The following is a 17,597-nucleotide window of genomic DNA, read 5'->3' on the forward strand; positions in this document are numbered from 1 at the left end:
TGCTGAAGTATGCAGCGTTACTTTTCCTTACTATCTAATCCATCCCCCGCCAAGCGCTTTATATAGCTGGATTTCATTGTTCAATTGTTCCAAACGCGTTTGGATTAACTGCTGCTGGGCAGCATATAAGGTACGCTCTAAATCTAAAACGACAAAGTAATTATCTTGACCTGCTTTAAATCTCAGCTTTGCCAATTGATATGCTTTCTCACTGGCATTCACACTTTGCTGCTGTGTTTTAATTTGCTCATCCAGTGTGGCTTGTCCTGCGAGGTGATCCGAGACTTCGCGAAATGCAGTTTGAATAGCTTTGTTATAATTCACTATTTCGATTCTTTTTAACACTTGAGCATGATTTAAATTAGCTCTATTCGCACCAGCATGAAAAATAGGTAAGCTAATCTTAGGAATAAAATTCCACATACCTGTTCCTGAATCAAACAGATCACTTAAACTTGAACTCGCAATACCGACTGAACCAGTTAACTGAATAGAAGGGAAAAATGCAGCACGTGCCACGCCAATATTGGCATTGGCACCTAAAAGCATATGTTCAGCCGCTCTAATATCTGGACGTCTCATCAATAAATCAGAAGGTAAGCCTGCGGAGATTTGCGAAAGCAATTTGCGGTCTGATAAATCTTTAGCTTGGTCAAGTTCTAACGCTATTGATTGAGACAAAGGCGTGCCCATCAATAAAATTAAAGCATTGCGATCTTGTGCAACCAATCTCACCATTTTTGACTGGTCAAATTGTGCCGCACGTAAGGACATTTCAGCCAAACTTAAATCAAATTGTGTGGCTTGACCATTTTTAACCAAAGCCTTAGTCAGCTCATAGGATTGTTGCTGTGCCTGAACTGTTGCACGTGTCAAACTCAACTGTTCATGGTTTGCCTGTAAGGTCATATATGCACGTGCAACTGCCGAAACTAAACTCATGTGTACCGCAGTTCGTGTTTCGTCTGAGGCTAGATAATTTTGTAATGCCTGTTCATTTAAATTTCTTAATCGTCCCCACAGATCAAGTTCCCATGCCACTGAACTTAACCCCAATTGATATATACGACGATTATAGGCAATATCTGACGGAAGCTTTTGAACTGTTGCATCAGCATTGGTGCTTAAATGTGGAAACAAGTCTGCACGTCGAATACGATATTGTGCTTCAAGTGCAGCAACATTTAGCGCAGCTATCTTCAGATCATGATTGTTCGCCAATGCATGTTCAATCAGTTGCTGTAGTAATGGATCCTTAAAAAAAGCCCGCCAGCCGATATCTAGAACATTCTCAGCATTCTTCGGATGTGTATATGTTTTTGGATACGCATCTCCTTGTGGATATTGCAACGCAATATCCACATTTGGACGTTCATATTTAGGAGCAAAAGAACAACCAGAAATCAGCACGATTAAAAAAGTAACAACCAACTGCTGATGAGGTATAAATCGATAACGTAAATATTGCTGTTGTATATGAAACTTGCTCATTACAATTTCTCCTCATTCGCTAAACGTGCCTTTTGTTCACGCGCTAAAATAAATTTCCGAATGACGACATAAAACACTGGGGTAAATAATAAACCGAATATAGTGACCCCAAGCATTCCAGAAAATACGGCGATTCCCATTGCATGACGCATTTCCGCACCTGCACCTGTGGCTAAAACAAGTGGGATAACGCCCGCGATAAAGGCAATCGAGGTCATTAAAATAGGACGTAATCGTAAGCGTGCCGCTTCCAAAACAGCGTCGAGTGGATCTAATCCCTCCTCTTCTTTGGTTCGGGCAAACTCAACAATCAAGATCGCATTTTTTGCAGCCAATCCTACCAACACAACGAAGCCAATTTGCGTAAAAATATTATTGTCACTGCCAGACAACCACACACCAACTATTGCAGACAATAGCGCCATAGGTGCAATAAGAAGTACTGCAAACGGCATAGACCAACTATTGTACTGAGCCGCCAAGATCAAAAAGGCTAAAATCACGGTTAGAGGGAAAATGTAGAGCGCCGTATTGCCTGCCATTTTTTCTTGATAGGTCAAATCTGTCCACTCATATGTCATGCCTTGCGGAAGTGTTTCCTTAACAATTTTTTCAATTGCATCTGCTGCCTGACCTGAAGAATATCCTGGCGCAGGGCTACCACTAATGTCTGCAGAGCGAAAACTGTTATAGTGCATCACACGGTCTGGTCCTGAGCTTCGGGTAATATTGACAAAAGTTGAAAGCGGAATCATCTCACCAGCACTATTTCTGACTTTAAGCTGTTCAAGATCTTGAGATTGCATACGGAATGGTGCATCTGCCTGTACAATCACTTTATAAGTGCGCCCAAAGCGATTGAAATCATTGACATAGATCGACCCCATATTGACTTGTAAAGTTTCAAAGATTTCATTTAAAGCCACACCTTGTGACTTGGCTTTGACTCGATCAATATCGACTTCAAGTTGTGGAGCATTTGCTTGGAAACTTGCCAACATGCCTACCAATTCAGGTGCTTGCGCAGCTTTTGCCATAATTTGTGCTTGAACCTGAGCCAATGCATTAAAACCATGTCCTGATCGATCTTCAATTTGTAACTTAAATCCGCCTGTAGAACCTAAACCTGGTACAGGTGGTGGTGGGAATATACCAACAAACCCGTCAGGAATTTGGCTAAATTTACCCATTAATTTGCCTGCAATGGCATTGGCAGACAAAGAAGGATCTTGTCGTTGTTCAAACGGGTCTAACATGGCAAACATGAGCGCTGAATTGGGAATATTGACAGGTCCATTCACCGATAATCCGGGGAATGCAACGACACTTTCAACACCAGGTTCATCTAAAGCAATCTGGGTCATTTTTTTCACCACAGCTTCAGTTCGATCAAGTGACGCCCCTGTTGGAAGCTGTGCAATCCCGACCAAGTAATATTTATCTTGCGCAGGGACAAAACCGTTTGGAACCTTATTAAAACCTAGCCAAGTTAGCGCTAAAAATCCTGCATAAAGAAACAGAATAATTGCACTCATACGCACACCCTTGCGTACAGACCAAACATAGCCATCTGATGCTTTATCAAAGAAACGGTTAAATCGCTTAAAGAACCATCCAAATAAAAACTCGATCAATCGTGATAAACGATCGCGTTTTGTTGTATCACCATGAGGTTTGAGCAGTATTCCTGCCAACGCTGGAGAAAGCGTCAACGAGTTAATCGCAGATAAAATGGTTGAAATTGCAATCGTTAAGGCAAATTGTCGATAAAACTCACCTTGTAAGCCTGTTAAAAATGCAGAAGGAATAAACACTGCTGATAAAACTGCAGTAATTGCCAAAATCGGTCCCGTGACTTCAGTCATTGCCTTGCGGGCAGCTTCTTTAGGTGCTTCGCCCCCGACAATATGCCGTTCTACATTTTCCACAACCACAATCGCATCATCGACCACAATACCGATGGACAACACCAAACCAAATAGGGTGAGTGTGTTCAATGTAAAGCCAAAATAATGCATTAATGCGAAAGTACCTACCAGTGAGACAGGGACTGCTACCAATGGAATGATTGAAGCACGCCATGTTTGTAGGAACACGATGACCACGATTACAACTAATGCAATCGCTTCTAAAAGCGTGATGATTACAGATTTTAGAGATGCACGGACAAAAATTGTTGGATCATAGGCAATTTTATATTCCATGCCTTGTGGAAAATTCTTTTGCATTTTTTCCATACTGCGATGAACCGCAGTGGATACATCCAAGGCGTTTGCCCCTGGGCTTTGAAAGATCTGTAAAGCCACCGCAGGTTTGCCATCTAATAGGCTTCGTAAAGAATATGCATCTGCACCCATTTCAATGCGTGCGACATCTTTTAGATAAGTAACCTGACCATTCTCACCTGTTTTTAGGATAATCTCGCCAAACTGCTCGGGTGTTGTCAAACGCCCCAAGGTATTCACGGTAAGCTGAAATGCTGCTGAAGCATGCGGTTGCTGCCCGACAGAACCGGCTGCCACCTGAACGTTTTGTTCCCGAATCGTTTTGACCACATCATTTGCTGTTAAACCACGATATGCAATTTTTTTAGGGTCAATCCAAACCCGCATTGCATATTCTCCCCCCCAAGCCACGACACTTCCCACGCCAGGCAAACGTGAAAGCTCATCACGTACATTTAAATTTGCGTAATTTGAAACATAGAGGTAGTCATGATATTTATTTTTCGATTGAAGATGGACCACCATCAAGATATCAGGAGAAACCTTTTGCGTGATTACTCCAATTCGTTGCACTTCAGGAGGTAGTCGAGGTAAGGCTCTTGATACCCTATTTTGTACCTGAATTTCTGCCAGATTGGGATCAGTTCCTTGCTTGAATGTTACGGTCAGCACCATTCGACCATCTGTAGCGGTTTGAGAATTCATATACAGCATGTTCTCAACACCATTAATTTCCTGTTCCAATGGTGAAGAAACAGTTTCTGCAATCACTTGTGGATTTGCACCTGGAAAACTCGTTGAAACTTGGACTGTAGGCGGCGTAACCGGAGGATATTCACTGAGCGGAAGTTTAAATAATGCTAAAGTTCCGACGATCAACATCAATACAGAAATGACGATTGCAAATATTGGTCTATCTACAAAAAAGTGAGGGAAATTTTTCATTATTTTTCTCCCTGATTCGCAACTTTAGCTTGTTGTGTATTGTCTTGCATAGGAACGATATTGGGGTTTACTTGCATTCCAGGTCCAACCAAACCTTTGAGAATGATTTTTTCACCAGATTTCAAACCTTGATCGATAATGCGAAGCCCATTAAACATTGCACCCAATTTGACAGGTCGATACTCAACTTTATTTCCAGCACCGAGTATCAAGACATAATTTTTATCCTGATCTGAACCGACTGCCTGATCATCTATTAAAATCGCTGGATAATTTGCACCTGTTGTTAACTGAATACGTGCAAACATTCCAGAGCTTAATTCACCTTGTTTGTTTTCTACTGAAGCTCTGACACGAATTGTTCCTGTGCGCTGGTCTACTTGGTTACTGATAAAATTTAATTGACCGAGATAAGGATGATTTTCGGTATTGGCTAATCCCATAGCGATGGGTAAATTAAGCAATCCCTGTTTGTTCTGCTCTTTTAACTTTAATAAGGTGGCTTCATCCAAATCAAAATATACGTACAAAGGGTTTACGGAAACAATGCTGGTCAACAAAGTCGTATTACTGGTATTGCCACCCGTGATTAAATTACCAGCAGTCACTAAAACGCGATCAACACGCCCTGATATGGGCGCTTTGATATTGGTATAAGACAAGTTAAGTTTTGCTTCATCTACAGCCGTATGTGCTTCTTGCACTTGAGCCTGACGATTGTTTTTTGTGGCTAGAGCGTCATCGTATATTTTTTTAGAAACCGCGCCACTGGCAAGCAATTGATTGGCACGATTAAAGTCTGCAATGGCTTGTTTATATTGGACATCAATCGCCTTTAATCGTGCTTGAGCAATGTCCAATGCCAATTGAAAAGGTTCAGGATCAATTTTAAAAAGTGTCTGACCTTTTTGGACATAACTTCCTTCTGGCACACTGACCCTTTCAATTACACCACCGATACGAGAACGTAACTCAACGCTTTGGGGAGCAGACAAATACCCCGTATATTCAGCAGTGGGTCTAAGTTCATGTGTAATCACTTCTGCGACTGGAACTGTAGGTGCTGGTGCTGCGGTTGCTGCCTGTGCTTGAGTTTTACTTTGTTGGTTTTGTGCATTATAAATGAGCCCCCCTGAGATCACAGCAGCGACTGCAATAGAGACTACGATCATTTTAGCTTTCATATTATGCCCCATTTCCTGAGATGCTACGGTGTATTCAAAACGTTGTTGTAGCGATAGCGGTCAGGTTAAAGCTTCCCATTACTGGAAAGTCAATAGGATTATTTAGCTATATTTAATGATTAGATAAGGATAAATAATAAAGAAAAAAATGCTGCAAAATTTTAAAAATTAACACCTATTATTTTTTCTAATTCGAAATTAAAACTTTAAAAATATCAAAATAGCGTTTTTATCAATTAAGTTTTGGTTGATGACTAAAAAGAATCAAGTTTTTTTCGACCATGAGATGTTCTCACGCTGCAAATAAAGCAGTGCTTTGTTTTTGCTTATATCCCCCGCTCAGCATGGCGACTTCCATGTCGTCTCAGGATAGAAAGGTGATCTATGATTCAAAAGTGCAAAACAAATGAAATCATCCAAGTCTTTAAAAACTTGTATAAAAAGCATAAAGTTCATTGCATATAAATGTTTGATATCAAAGCGTATGTATGAGTAATCAGGTGGTTTGATGATATATTAAATGATGGAAATCTAGTCTCAACTCAACCGATATGAATATGCTGTCGTGCTTTGATTTACTCAGAATTTTTTCCCTGTAAATAAAAGCTGGGAGCAAGACCTAATGAGCGTTTAAATGCGGCGGTAAAAGCACTACTGCTGCTATAGCCTAACTCCATTGCAACATGGGTAATGGGTTGACCCAACTCCATACGCATTAATGCATTCAATAAACATGCCTGTTGTCGCCAATGGCTAAAACTCATTCCTGTTTGTAGTCTAAAGATTCGAGTGAAATGGCGTCGACTCATCCCGACTTGTTTTGCAATTTGATCAAGATCTTTATCTAAACTGGGTGCTTTTAAAATCTCTAAACATAATGCGCTCAACCTTGCTTCTTGAGGCAAAGGTGCATTGAGCGGTAATTCAGGCATGATCGCAATTTCTTTAATCATTAATTGCATTAAATAATCATCTCTGCCATCCAGTTCATATTCCACAGGAATATCTATTGCCGCAGATAAAAGTTCATGCAGTAAGGGAGAAACATTAATGACCGCACAGTATTCTAACAACCCTGCTTTCTTAGCCACTTCTGGAACAATATAGGCACTGCGAGTTTTGGTGATGCCACGCATATGGACTTCGTGCTGTATACCATTGGGAATCCATAATGCACGACGGGGAGGAACAACCCAACTTCCAAGATCTGTATTGACCGTTAGTACCCCCGTAATTGCATATAAGCATTGCCCTCTTTTATGGCTATGACTGGGTAATATTGTACCGTCTGGGTAATCATTCCCTGTTGCCATAACAATACGCGCTGTATCTTCAGCATCACGCACCCGAATATTTCGCATGATTTTTCTCTTAAAAATGACCCGAACTCGATAGTTTATGTCCCAAATATGATTGTGGGTCAATGAAGCTTCAGTTTAGGATAAAAACACTCAGAAACAAAGCCTTTTATCGAATGCTGCAAGCATATAGAGCTTGTCGGAGAAATCATGCCAAGTCATAGCAATACCGTTGTCGAAACTCCATTTACCCAAGAAAAAATTCCGTCAGATGATTATCCGCAAAAGTTTGTATTGCGCATTGTCGGTGCCATCGCGATTGCCCATTTATTGAATGATTCTATTCAAGCCGTCGTTACAGCAAGCTACCCGATGTTAAAGGCAGAGTTTTCGCTCAGTTTTGCGCAAATCGGCTGGATTGCTTTGGTTTATCAAATTACTGCATCATTATTACAACCTTGGGTTGGCTTATATACTGACAAACATCCAAAACCGTATTTATTGCCAGCAGGTATGGGAGTCACCTTAGTCGGAATCGGTTTAATTGCTATCGCCAGCAACTTTCAAAGCTTATTGATCGCAGCAGCGCTGATTGGTGTTGGTTCATCAACATTTCACCCTGAAGCCTCACGTATTGCTCGTACTGCTTCAGGTGGTCGTTTTGGTACAGCACAATCGATGTTTCAAGTAGGGGGCAACACAGGATCAGCATTAGGTCCATTAGTGGCAGCAGCCGTGATCATCCCCAATGGTCAAGGAGCCATTGGGCTTTTTGTTGTTGTTGCTGCTTTAGCGATCTTTGTGTTGTTACGTGTGACTAAATGGTTGCTGCAACAAGCACCAGTACAAGGTGTTGCAAGTCAACAAAAAACCTCCAAACTCACCCGCCACCAAGTCATTCAAGCGATGTCGGTGATTTGTATTTTGATGTTTGCCAAATTTATTTATATTGCAGCCATTACCAATTATTTTACTTTCTATTTGATCGAACGCTTTAATGTTTCCATTCAAACCTCTCAACTGTATTTATTTATTTTTCTCGGTGCGGTCGCACTTGGAACATTTGTTGGAGGTCCTGTTGGTGATCGAATCGGAAGAAAATCTGTGGTCTGGGTTTCATTTTTAGGTGTTGCCCCATTTGCGCTCATGCTTCCTTATGTGGGTTTAACAGGAACAGCGGTACTCACCGTAATTATTGGCTTGGTGATGTCCTCTGCTTTTTCGGCTTTGGTGGTATATGCACAGGAAGCCGTTCCAGGGCGTGTCGGCATGATTGCAGGTTTAATGTTTGGTTTGATGTTCGGAATTGGTGGTGTAGGTGCTGCGGGACTGGGTCATTTAGCAGACACACATGGAATTGTCTGGGTCTATAAATTATGCTCATTTCTTCCTTTATTAGGATTTATGACTGCTTTACTGCCAAATACACAACAGAAATAAAGTAAATCTCATGATCAGTAAAGCAATGTCTTTACTGATCTTTTCTAAAAAACTACCCTTTCATCATAAAACTCAAGTTGCTTCTTTGCATTTTTTCATACTTATCAAAACTAAGGCTAACTTAGTTCCAAACTTACAATCGGCATGCTATAAAATATTGGTTTACTTTGCTGATCACAGCGACAAATGTTCAATTAAAAAATCCAGAAAAACACGTGTTTTAGCGGGTAAAGAACGGGTATTTGAATAGAGCAATTGAATATTTTGTACAGGCAAATCAAAATCAGGCAATAAACGAATCAATCGCTTTTGTTGCAAATCATCTTCAACCAACCACGCTGGGCAAATTGCAACGCCCATAGAAGCCAAAGCCATTTGATGAATCGCTTCAGCTGAATTAGATTCGTATTGGTACCTCACAGAGGGTAAAGCGTACTGTTCACCACCACGGTTTTGTAAAACATATTGGGTATCCTGCCAGTTTAATAAACTGTGTCCAATCCAAGGCACATGAGCTAAATCTGCAATCTGATTGACTGGATGATTTGCTAGAAACTCAGCAGTAGCAACTAAATAAATTGAGTATTCACCAATTTTTCGGGTTTTTAACGATGAATCTTTTAAGTTTCCAAGCCGAATGACTAAATCCAATTTTTCAGTCACTAAATCATCCAATGATGAGTTAAAAGTATATTGTAGTTGCAGCTTAGGATACTGTTGGCAAAACTTTCCCAATAGCGGCAAAATATATTTTTGCCCAAACTCGTTGGTCGAAGAAAATCTCAAAACACCTGCTACATTGGTTGCTAAATTTTGGCTACGTTCAAAAGCTTCATTAATCTGTAATTGAATTTGTTTGAAATCATCATAAAAATTTTTACCTATTTCAGTCAAAGCAATATTGCGAGTATTTCGGATTAACAAACTTGCATCTAACGACCGCTCCAAATGTTTGATATCAATACTGACCATTGATCGACTAAGCCCCAAAATTTCAGCAGCCTTGGTAAATGAACCAGAATCTACCACCTGTAAAAAGCTGGTAATTTGTTTGAGATTCTTCTGCATGGAATCAATCATTGTTTGAGATTATTAAACAATGATTTTACTGTGTATGCATCGACATTAAAAGGTTGGCATCGTACGCTCCATCGTCTTGGAGGTCGCTATGTCTTATCGTTATAAAATAGCAACAGTATTTTTACTTGGGTTTTTTATTGATTGCATCAATATTTTTATGTCAGCAATTGCGCTACCCAGTATAGCAACAATATTTTCAGTCACTCCGTCCATGACTGCATGGGTAAGCAATGCCTATATTCTTGGTTTAGTCTTGATCATGCCAATCAGTTTGTGGCTTTCAAGCCTAATGGGATACCGAAAACTACTCTGTTTTTCAATGTTATTGTTTTCGTTCAGTATTTGCTTCATTGGTTTTAGCACTTCCATTTACAGTTTAATTTTTTGGCGTTTCATCCAAGGAGTTTCAGGTGGATTATTGATTCCTGTTGGGCAGGCATTGGTATTTGGCTTATTCCCTAATCATGAACGGCAACGTATCTCAACCCTGATTATGGCGATTGCTTTAATTGCTCCTGCGTTTTCCCCAACACTAGGGGGAATCATTGTAGATACGTTCTCTTGGCGCTGGGTATTTTTTTCAAACCTCCCATTTTCATTACTGACCGCATGCCTAGCTTGGTACTGGGTAAGTGATGAGCAACATCAGTCCGATCAACACCCTGATTTTAAAGGCGTGATTCTCATCAATATCGGACTTTTATGTCTATTGTTGTCATTTTCATTCTATACAGATCTACATCATATTTTCTTTGCGATCACAAGCTTCGCAATTTCAGTCTTGATGCTTATTGTTTATTTGCGGCATTCAGCGCACTGTCATGCTCCCATTCTCAATCTGCAATTATTAAAGAATTGTAATTTACGGACAGCATTTATTGTCTATTATGCAGTACCTGGCATTTTTACTGGCGTGAATTTACTCAATATTTTTAATTTACAATTTAATCTTGGTTTTAATGCCAAACAAACAGGATTGTTTATGTTGCTCTATGCAACAGGTGCACTCGTCTGCATGACAAGTGGTGGGTTTCTCTATCATCGCTTTGGTAAAAAAACGTTGTTTGTCATCGGAATCACCCTGCATAGCTTAGGCATAGGACTGTTATTTTGGGTAAGCCATGCGACTGATTTAATTCTATTATTTTTTGCATATTTGCTGATGGGTATGGGGGGTGGACTAAGTGCCAATATCGCCCAAATCAGTTCACTTGAAGATTTTACTGGTCAAGATTTATTACAAGGAAGTGTGCTGTGGAACATCAATCGCCAAGTGGCTTTTAGCATAGGGACTGTAGTTCTTCTTTCTATCTTTAGTGTCTTGCCCATCTCAAATCGTTTATTGCATTACCAATATACTTTTCTCATCGCAGCACTTTTGTGCGCACTGTCTTTAATTTCAATTTTTAAGGAGAAAACTCATGTTTAAAACAATGAACGATGCGATCCAAAATGTGATTGACTTGCATATCTGGATTGAAGACGTTTTTAGTAATCCCAATGCTCAAGAAAGCTTAAAAAAGCTGTTAGCAAGTTTTGATCAAAATTTTAAAATGATTACGACTCAGGGACATTGTGTTAATTTAACTGAAATCACTGCATTATTTAACGAAAATGTAGGGAAAAAACCGTCTTTAAAAACCACACCCTTAAATATTACCCCATTATTTGAATTTGAAAATCATTACTGGATTCAATACCAAGAACATCAACAGTTTGATCAATTACATACATTAAGGATTTCCACAGTGTGTATCAAAATTGAAGATGATCAATGCTATTGGGTATATCTACATGAAACGCCAGTACAATTAACTTAATCATAAGTGGAGAGAATAACTGCTTATATTGACGATCAGTTTTAGCAAATGGTTTCAAATCAAAAAAATCCAAAACCCCCATTAGCAGACAATGGGACTATATGTCTATATAGTCCCGTTTTTAAAATCAAATCGTCATGCATTTACACATAGTTATAATGACTTTGTGCTTAACACGGCATCAAATAATCTGTGAAAATAACAAGATACAACATTTACCCTGCCGCCACTTCTTCGCTAATCCATTGCTGTAATTTGCGAGGTATATTTTTTGTGTTTTCATCAAAACCAAAATATTGCACACCATCATAAGAGCTCATCAAAGCCATAACTTTTCCTGTTTTGGTATTGACGGCGATCACAGCTTTGCTCGCGCCTGCCCCTTTAGGATCATAACCGCTACCAATTAGCCAATCACCCTCACGTTTCATTGCGCTTGATACCACCAACGATGTTTTAACTTTGCTGTATTCTTTGCCTGTCAGTTGTTGAAACTTCTTTTTCCAAGGTTCTGCCTGAATCACATCATAAGGTAGTTTTCCATCTGGTTTCGCCATACCGGCAGTGGCGACTGGGCGTGTACCACACTGTCTTTTGATTTCAGCTTCATAACCAATATTGCCAACTTCCTGCACATTGACACTGCGACCAGCCTTATCCGCACATTGTTCCCATTGTTGTAAGGTTTTTGCCTCAGCAAATAGTGGGATAGTTAACATGCCTGCAATTAAAAATTTAATCGTTTTCATCATTGATCCTTTATCTAGATTGTATTGTTTAATAACCTGACTTTTTCACAAGTTTTGGTGCTTCTGCTTTCTTGACAGAGATCAGTTTTGCAGTATCAAACCCCTCACTCTCACCCCTATATACGGCATAATCACCAACAGTCACCGTGGCATGCCCCGTGTAACCCTCATAACCTTGTTTAGACTTTTTATTAATTTTAAACGCATTGATGGCTTGACTAGACTGGGTAAAACAGAACCATCGTGAACGCTGATCGTTCGAAGTCCGTGGAATCAATTTATCCGAAGGTGCATAAGGATGAAAACAAACCACATCCCCTAAAACTTCATCTTCAAAATAATATGAATATTCGCCACTGACCGTGATTTGTCCTGTGTATTGATCAAACTCACCTGTACTATTCTTTAACTTTAGACCTTCTGCGTGTGCGATCAGCGGAAAGCTTAAAATAGCTGCCAGTAAAATTTTTTTGATTTTCATCCTGTTGTCCTTGAACAAGTGATTTATTTTCAGCACAAGTAGCTGATCTATCATGAAATTATCTAAAGCATTGTTCCATTTTTTTTGATGCGATGTTTTCTGAATCATTCAGCCCAAATCCAATCATCTAAATGTATAAATCCGAACAAAACTCATCATGTTGAGATTATTGAGCATCTAATCTTTAAAATTATGTGAAACTGTTAAATACATAACTTAAAAAATTGAATGCGTTTTACATAAAAAATTTTCTATATACAGCGAATACTTGATCCTTTTTCTGTTGAAATAAATATCTATATTTTATCCAAGGTTCAAACTTAGCTTAAAACTTCTGCTTATTTTTCAGCAAGTACGCTTTTATTTATATCATTTTTTTGTAAATCTGATTTTGGTATTTCTCATATTGCCAAACATATGTGACATAATTAAAAAAATAAACACATGAAAAATAATTTAAAAAAATAGAATTATTGATCAAAAACTTTATTTCATATTTATTGAAATATTATGCAATACTGACACTAGTCTGTTGTGCAAAAATCAAATTATTTGATGCTATTTTGCTTAAACTTTCTGGGATTATAACAAAGATTCATCTATCAATATGCAAAAGGCTTATACGATGCAATTAGATAAAATCAATATAAAACAAATTCTTGGAATAACCACATTGATGCTACTTTTATCTGCATGTCAATCGAGCAGTGTCAATAAAGTTGTCAAAGACCTCCCCTCACCTCAAGGTCATTATCATGTTCAGGTACTTCAATGCCGCGCAAATGATGCGATGTTTGGTGGTGCAACACAAGTTCAAGTATCGGTACTAAAAAAGGGTGAAACTGAAAGATGTAGAGCTTTTATTCAGTCGATTAACCAGTTTTCAGTGAATACCATCGACTTTGGGCATCCCAATAATGCTTTAGAGTTAGAATGGTTGTCTGAAAATAAATTAAGAGCGTGGCATCGAAGTTTTGCTAAAAATCCAAACAAAAGCTTTATTGGACCTTATGTATATGAAAAAAGTGGTCGCTCATCTGTTGATGTTATTTTTTCACCAAAACCATAATCATATTTTTAAACTTGAAATGCATTAAGAGCACGGTTTTGCTTGATCTCATTTAGAGTAACCTGAGTTCGATAAAAATCCTTGATGAAATATGATACTCGGAAACGTCATCCGCAACTGTTCGAGGCAGGACTACTTTTATAAGATATTGTTTCTGCGACAGATTAAATGTATTACTATTGGTTGACGAGTTTTGCGGTGAGCAGCGATGTCGCTGCGCAAGATGGTTGCCTTGCGGAGCTTCGCTCCTCATGCCAAAACAACGTATGGCTAGCCACAGGCTGATCTAAAAATTGGATGAACACTCAGCAAGACTCCGCTGAGACTTATTTTTTTCAATAAGTTAAAGGTATGTTTGCGTCGAACTCACATTAGAGTATATTTTTCAAAGCTAACAAAGCTTTTTAATCAGTAGATCTTTTGCGAAAATCATTTTTTAATCATCCAATTGATTAATCCGGCTATCAAATTCATTCTTAAACCAAAGCGTTTACACCTATTTCTATACCACTCAGACAATATCCGAAACGTCTTTAATTTTGAATTAAGGGGCTGTACTAGATTAGCAATGTGCTAATCTAGTACAGCCACTTAAATTTTAAATAATAGACCTCTTGCACTAGTCAAAATTTAAGCAGATATGATTTTTGATTTATAAGGTATTAAATAAAACCTAAATGACTAAAAAACCTACTTTCGCAACAAGTCTAATAAAAATAATAAACTCAATTATTTGATTATCATCAGACTTTTAAATCTTTCGCACTTTATGTTTAAATTCACTCCTTATTTAAAAGCTATAACCAATATTTAAATTGATCCGATAACTCCATTGATCGCTTTTATCTGATGAGGCAGAAGTCCAGCCAGTTGCATTACCTGCGCCACCAACAACATTGGCATTTTTACCCCATAAGTAATCCGTCCAAACCAAAAATGGTGAAGCAATAAACATCATTCCCGTAGTATTCATCTGTGATGAAGCCCAATCACTCCGCTTTTTATCAAAATAACTATAGTCGTTATAGAAGCGGATTGCTTTTAATTGTCCAAAATTTTGAATGGGCAAAACATAGGCAAGGTTTAAACTTGCAACGGTTCCTTCTGAAGCAATGAAATAAGCGGGAGTTAAACCATTTCCTCCCATCAAAGTCATATCATTATTCACACCATCAGGATTTTCAGCATCATATTGATAATGAATCACTGAGCTTTGTAAATTAAAGCGTTTGTAATTGTTATCAGTATGCACACCCAACGCATAATACTGACCATTTTTATCCGTCAATTTATTGTGCAATTGCGCGAATGCACCTGAAACGCCAAACTCTTGCTGACCAAATGCTGTTTTTAGCTTGCGAACAATACGCGTATTAAATTGATGACGCTTTTCATTTTGATAATTTTTTTGTGTAGGGAAAGCATTATCGGCGAGATCATCATATGTGGCACTCTCTGGTGAATAACGCAAATTAGTTGCCAACATTTCAGGATAATATCCCAATTTAATATCCCAATCTGTGTTATGAAAATTCCAATTCATCCCTGGCGCACTGTTATTGCCATAACCTAAAAAGAAAGGGATATGGTTGAGCCAACCATTTTGAGTATAAGGATAAATGGTAAAAGGTTTATAGACAAAACCTGCCTCTAAACTCTTATTTTCATCAAAGTTATACCCAACATAAGCTTTCTCAATCGATCGTTTCTCTTGATCTTGAAAGATATAAGATGCATTGAGATAAGCATCATCAAATTTACCCGTAAGTGTAATTTTAAAAATGTCGAAATAGAGCTTACCAAAACCAACATTGGGACCATCCCAACTTTCATAACGATGATTAAAACGTATCACACCATCTAGCTTTAAGGTTTCACTTTGATCTTCGCTTTTCCACTCAAGCGCTGTGTTTTGGGCAAAAGTGTGAGACATATAACCTAAAGATAATACGGCAGATAACGTGACTATAGATGCATTTTTCATAGCTGATTCCTTCAATTTTTTACCAACGATCCTGTTGGTTTTCTTGTTTTACCTGTAAAACATAGTTTTTATTGATTTTTATGCAAAAAAAATAATCCTCCTTGTGAAATCAATGAACATCTGAATCTCTTGTGATAGCTTTTTCAGATGTTCATCTAAAAATTAATACAATTTCTTTTGTGGTGGTCCTGCAAAGTTCAGTGGTCCAATCGACTTCATATCCAGTTCAATCACACTTGGACCTTGAAAATCAACGGCTTGCTGAATGACTGTGTTAAATTCATCAGCACTGCCGACTTTCCAGCTTTTGACTCCCATTGCTTCTCCTAAAGCTTGATAGTCAGGGGTATGTAATTCATTAAAATATTGGCGTCCACCAAAGTAATTATTTTGGATACCTCGCATCACGCCATAACCACCATCATTCATGATCATCAGCACCATATTGGTATTTTCTTGTGCCATGGTGGCAATCTCACCGATACCCAACATCAAGCCGCCATCACCGACTAGACCAATCACTTTCTTGTCTGGATTGGCAATTGAAGCACCTATCGCAGTTGCTAGACCGAGACCAATGGCTCCTGCTAAAGAGTGAATATTGAGATTTGGTGCTTGTACTGGAAATAAACGGCTGCCCCAAGTACTGCCCGACATGGTGATATCTCGGACAAAAATACCATCTTGAGGTAATGCGGCACGTAAGTAATCACAAATCAGGGCATATTGATCTAACTGAGTACGTAAAGCATCTATTGCTGCCTGTTTTGCCTGAACAATGGCTTTATCGTATTCTGCATCTACTTTTGATACATCTGCTAAGCCAGCCACTACGCCTTGCAACACATGTTTAGCATCAGCACAGACAAAGTGACGTACAGTGTAATTACGCTGTTGTGCGACTGGATTAGCATCGATTTGGATAATATTGTCTGGAAACTGTACTGAATAAGTTTTCGTTTCATTACTGCGTAAACGCGAACCGACCACAACCAATAAATCAGCGTCTTTTAACAGTTGTTCAACTGCTGCTGAATTATGAAATGCTCCCAAACTACGAGGATGATCATCTGCCAATACACCACGTGCATGGGTAGACGACACAATAGGTATTCCCAAATCAGCAATGGCTTTAACTTCTTCCACACTTTTCAATGTCCCACCACCAATCCAAAATATCGGACGTTTGGCTTGTTTAACTTCCTGAACAATCAAATCGACCTCAACTTGTTCAGCCTGTGGTAATTCCAGGGCTTTTACTGGACCTAAGTTCAGTGGTAAATCGATTTCAGCCGCTTGTACATCTATAGGCAGTTCAACGCTGACAGGACCCATAGGTACAGTTGTTGCGACACGAATTGCTTCACGAATTACCCCTACAGCATTATCTGGACTGGTAATGCGGAATGCAGCTTTACTGGATGCTCGTAAAAAAGTCAGCTGATCTTTAGTTTCATGAATAAAACTGGCATCACGATCAAGATATTCACGTTCCACTTGCCCAGTAAGATGTAAAACTGGACTACCTGCATTCATTGCTTCGATCAATGATCCTACTGCATTTCCTGCCCCTGCGCCTGTACTGGTTAAGGCAACCCCTAAACCTTTAAAGCGAGCATGTCCATCTGCCATTGTCACCGCACCTGCTTCGCCACGAGCAGCGACAAAACGAATTTTTTCACGGCGTCCAACTGCATCAGCGATCGGTAAGTTGTGAATCGAGATAACACCGTAAATACTCTCGACTTGATGCGCCTCTAAAACTCGCGCGATTGCTTCACCTACATTTACACGTTCTGTCATTATTTGTTCCTCAAAAATTTTTTCATTC

At 39.0% G+C, this 17,597-nt stretch carries 13 protein-coding genes and 1 pseudogene; 4 read left to right on the forward strand and 10 right to left on the reverse strand.

Annotated features, from left to right (window positions below; genetic code table 11):
* Positions 1–30: 30 nt before the first annotated feature.
* The 4 genes from TOL5_RS13325 to TOL5_RS13340 all read right to left on the reverse strand — a co-directional run bounded on the left by TOL5_RS13325 (position 31) and on the right by TOL5_RS13340 (position 7,206).
* On the reverse strand, positions 31–1,491 hold the full coding sequence (locus tag TOL5_RS13325) for an efflux transporter outer membrane subunit (RefSeq protein WP_005029717.1): 1,461 nt from the start codon (positions 1,489–1,491) through the stop codon (positions 31–33).
* Positions 1,491–4,661 (reverse strand): efflux RND transporter permease subunit, encoded by a 3,171-nt coding sequence (locus tag TOL5_RS13330; protein WP_004831260.1) that lies wholly within the window; start codon positions 4,659–4,661, stop codon positions 1,491–1,493. The genes TOL5_RS13325 and TOL5_RS13330 overlap by 1 nt, the downstream gene beginning before the upstream one ends.
* Positions 4,661–5,845, reverse strand: coding sequence for an efflux RND transporter periplasmic adaptor subunit (locus tag TOL5_RS13335; RefSeq protein WP_004831261.1), 1,185 nt, complete (start codon positions 5,843–5,845; stop codon positions 4,661–4,663). The genes TOL5_RS13330 and TOL5_RS13335 overlap by 1 nt, the downstream gene beginning before the upstream one ends.
* Before the next feature lie 575 nt (positions 5,846–6,420).
* Positions 6,421–7,206, reverse strand: coding sequence for an AraC family transcriptional regulator (locus TOL5_RS13340; RefSeq protein ID WP_121774848.1), 786 nt, complete (start codon positions 7,204–7,206; stop codon positions 6,421–6,423).
* A gap of 147 nt (positions 7,207–7,353) precedes the next feature.
* Between TOL5_RS13340 and TOL5_RS13345 the strand changes: the two genes are divergently transcribed.
* Positions 7,354–8,583, forward strand: a complete 1,230-nt coding sequence (locus TOL5_RS13345; RefSeq protein ID WP_151780983.1) for an MFS transporter — start codon at positions 7,354–7,356, stop codon at positions 8,581–8,583.
* Positions 8,584–8,757: 174 nt separating this feature from the next.
* On the opposite strand, the gene TOL5_RS13350 is transcribed toward TOL5_RS13345, so the two are convergent.
* Positions 8,758–9,651 carry a LysR family transcriptional regulator gene (locus TOL5_RS13350; protein WP_058970734.1) on the reverse strand — a complete coding sequence of 298 codons (894 nt, stop codon included), beginning with the start codon at positions 9,649–9,651 and terminating at the stop codon, positions 8,758–8,760.
* Positions 9,652–9,751: 100 nt separating this feature from the next.
* On the opposite strand from TOL5_RS13350, the gene TOL5_RS13355 reads away from it, so the two are divergent.
* Positions 9,752–11,092 (forward strand): MFS transporter, encoded by a 1,341-nt coding sequence (locus tag TOL5_RS13355; protein WP_121774846.1) that lies wholly within the window; start codon positions 9,752–9,754, stop codon positions 11,090–11,092.
* Positions 11,085–11,483, forward strand: a complete 399-nt coding sequence (locus TOL5_RS13360) for a hypothetical protein (RefSeq protein WP_121774845.1) — start codon at positions 11,085–11,087, stop codon at positions 11,481–11,483. Before TOL5_RS13355 ends, TOL5_RS13360 begins: the two co-directional genes overlap by 8 nt.
* Before the next feature lie 215 nt (positions 11,484–11,698).
* Here the strand turns inward: TOL5_RS13360 and TOL5_RS13365 are convergent, their stop codons facing one another.
* Both TOL5_RS13365 and TOL5_RS13370 read right to left on the reverse strand, forming a co-directional pair.
* Positions 11,699–12,232: a hypothetical protein gene (locus tag TOL5_RS13365; RefSeq protein ID WP_046760085.1), complete on the reverse strand. Its 534-nt coding sequence runs from the start codon at positions 12,230–12,232 to the stop codon at positions 11,699–11,701.
* A gap of 28 nt (positions 12,233–12,260) precedes the next feature.
* Positions 12,261–12,713 carry a hypothetical protein gene (locus TOL5_RS13370; RefSeq protein WP_005029733.1) on the reverse strand — a complete coding sequence of 151 codons (453 nt, stop codon included), beginning with the start codon at positions 12,711–12,713 and terminating at the stop codon, positions 12,261–12,263.
* A 625-nt stretch (positions 12,714–13,338) separates the two neighbouring features.
* Here TOL5_RS13370 and TOL5_RS13375 point away from each other — a divergent pair.
* Complete coding sequence (locus TOL5_RS13375; protein WP_121774844.1) at positions 13,339–13,782, forward strand: hypothetical protein; 444 nt, start codon at positions 13,339–13,341, stop codon at positions 13,780–13,782.
* A 429-nt stretch (positions 13,783–14,211) separates the two neighbouring features.
* Here TOL5_RS13375 and TOL5_RS22500 read toward each other — a convergent pair.
* The 3 genes and pseudogenes from TOL5_RS22500 to TOL5_RS13385 form a co-directional block, all read right to left on the reverse strand.
* Positions 14,212–14,328 (reverse strand): annotated as a pseudogene (locus TOL5_RS22500) (IS5/IS1182 family transposase); the annotation flags it as partial.
* 244 nt (positions 14,329–14,572) lie between these two features.
* The gene (locus tag TOL5_RS13380) at positions 14,573–15,766 is read right to left on the reverse strand and encodes a hypothetical protein (RefSeq protein ID WP_121774843.1); all 1,194 of its coding nucleotides are present in this window, start codon (positions 15,764–15,766) and stop codon (positions 14,573–14,575) included.
* A 162-nt stretch (positions 15,767–15,928) separates the two neighbouring features.
* Complete coding sequence (locus tag TOL5_RS13385; RefSeq protein WP_121774842.1) at positions 15,929–17,569, reverse strand: thiamine pyrophosphate-binding protein; 1,641 nt, start codon at positions 17,567–17,569, stop codon at positions 15,929–15,931.
* Positions 17,570–17,597 lie beyond the last annotated feature (28 nt).

This window comes from Acinetobacter sp. Tol 5 (genome assembly GCF_019702905.1).
GTDB lineage: Bacteria > Pseudomonadota > Gammaproteobacteria > Pseudomonadales > Moraxellaceae > Acinetobacter > Acinetobacter bereziniae.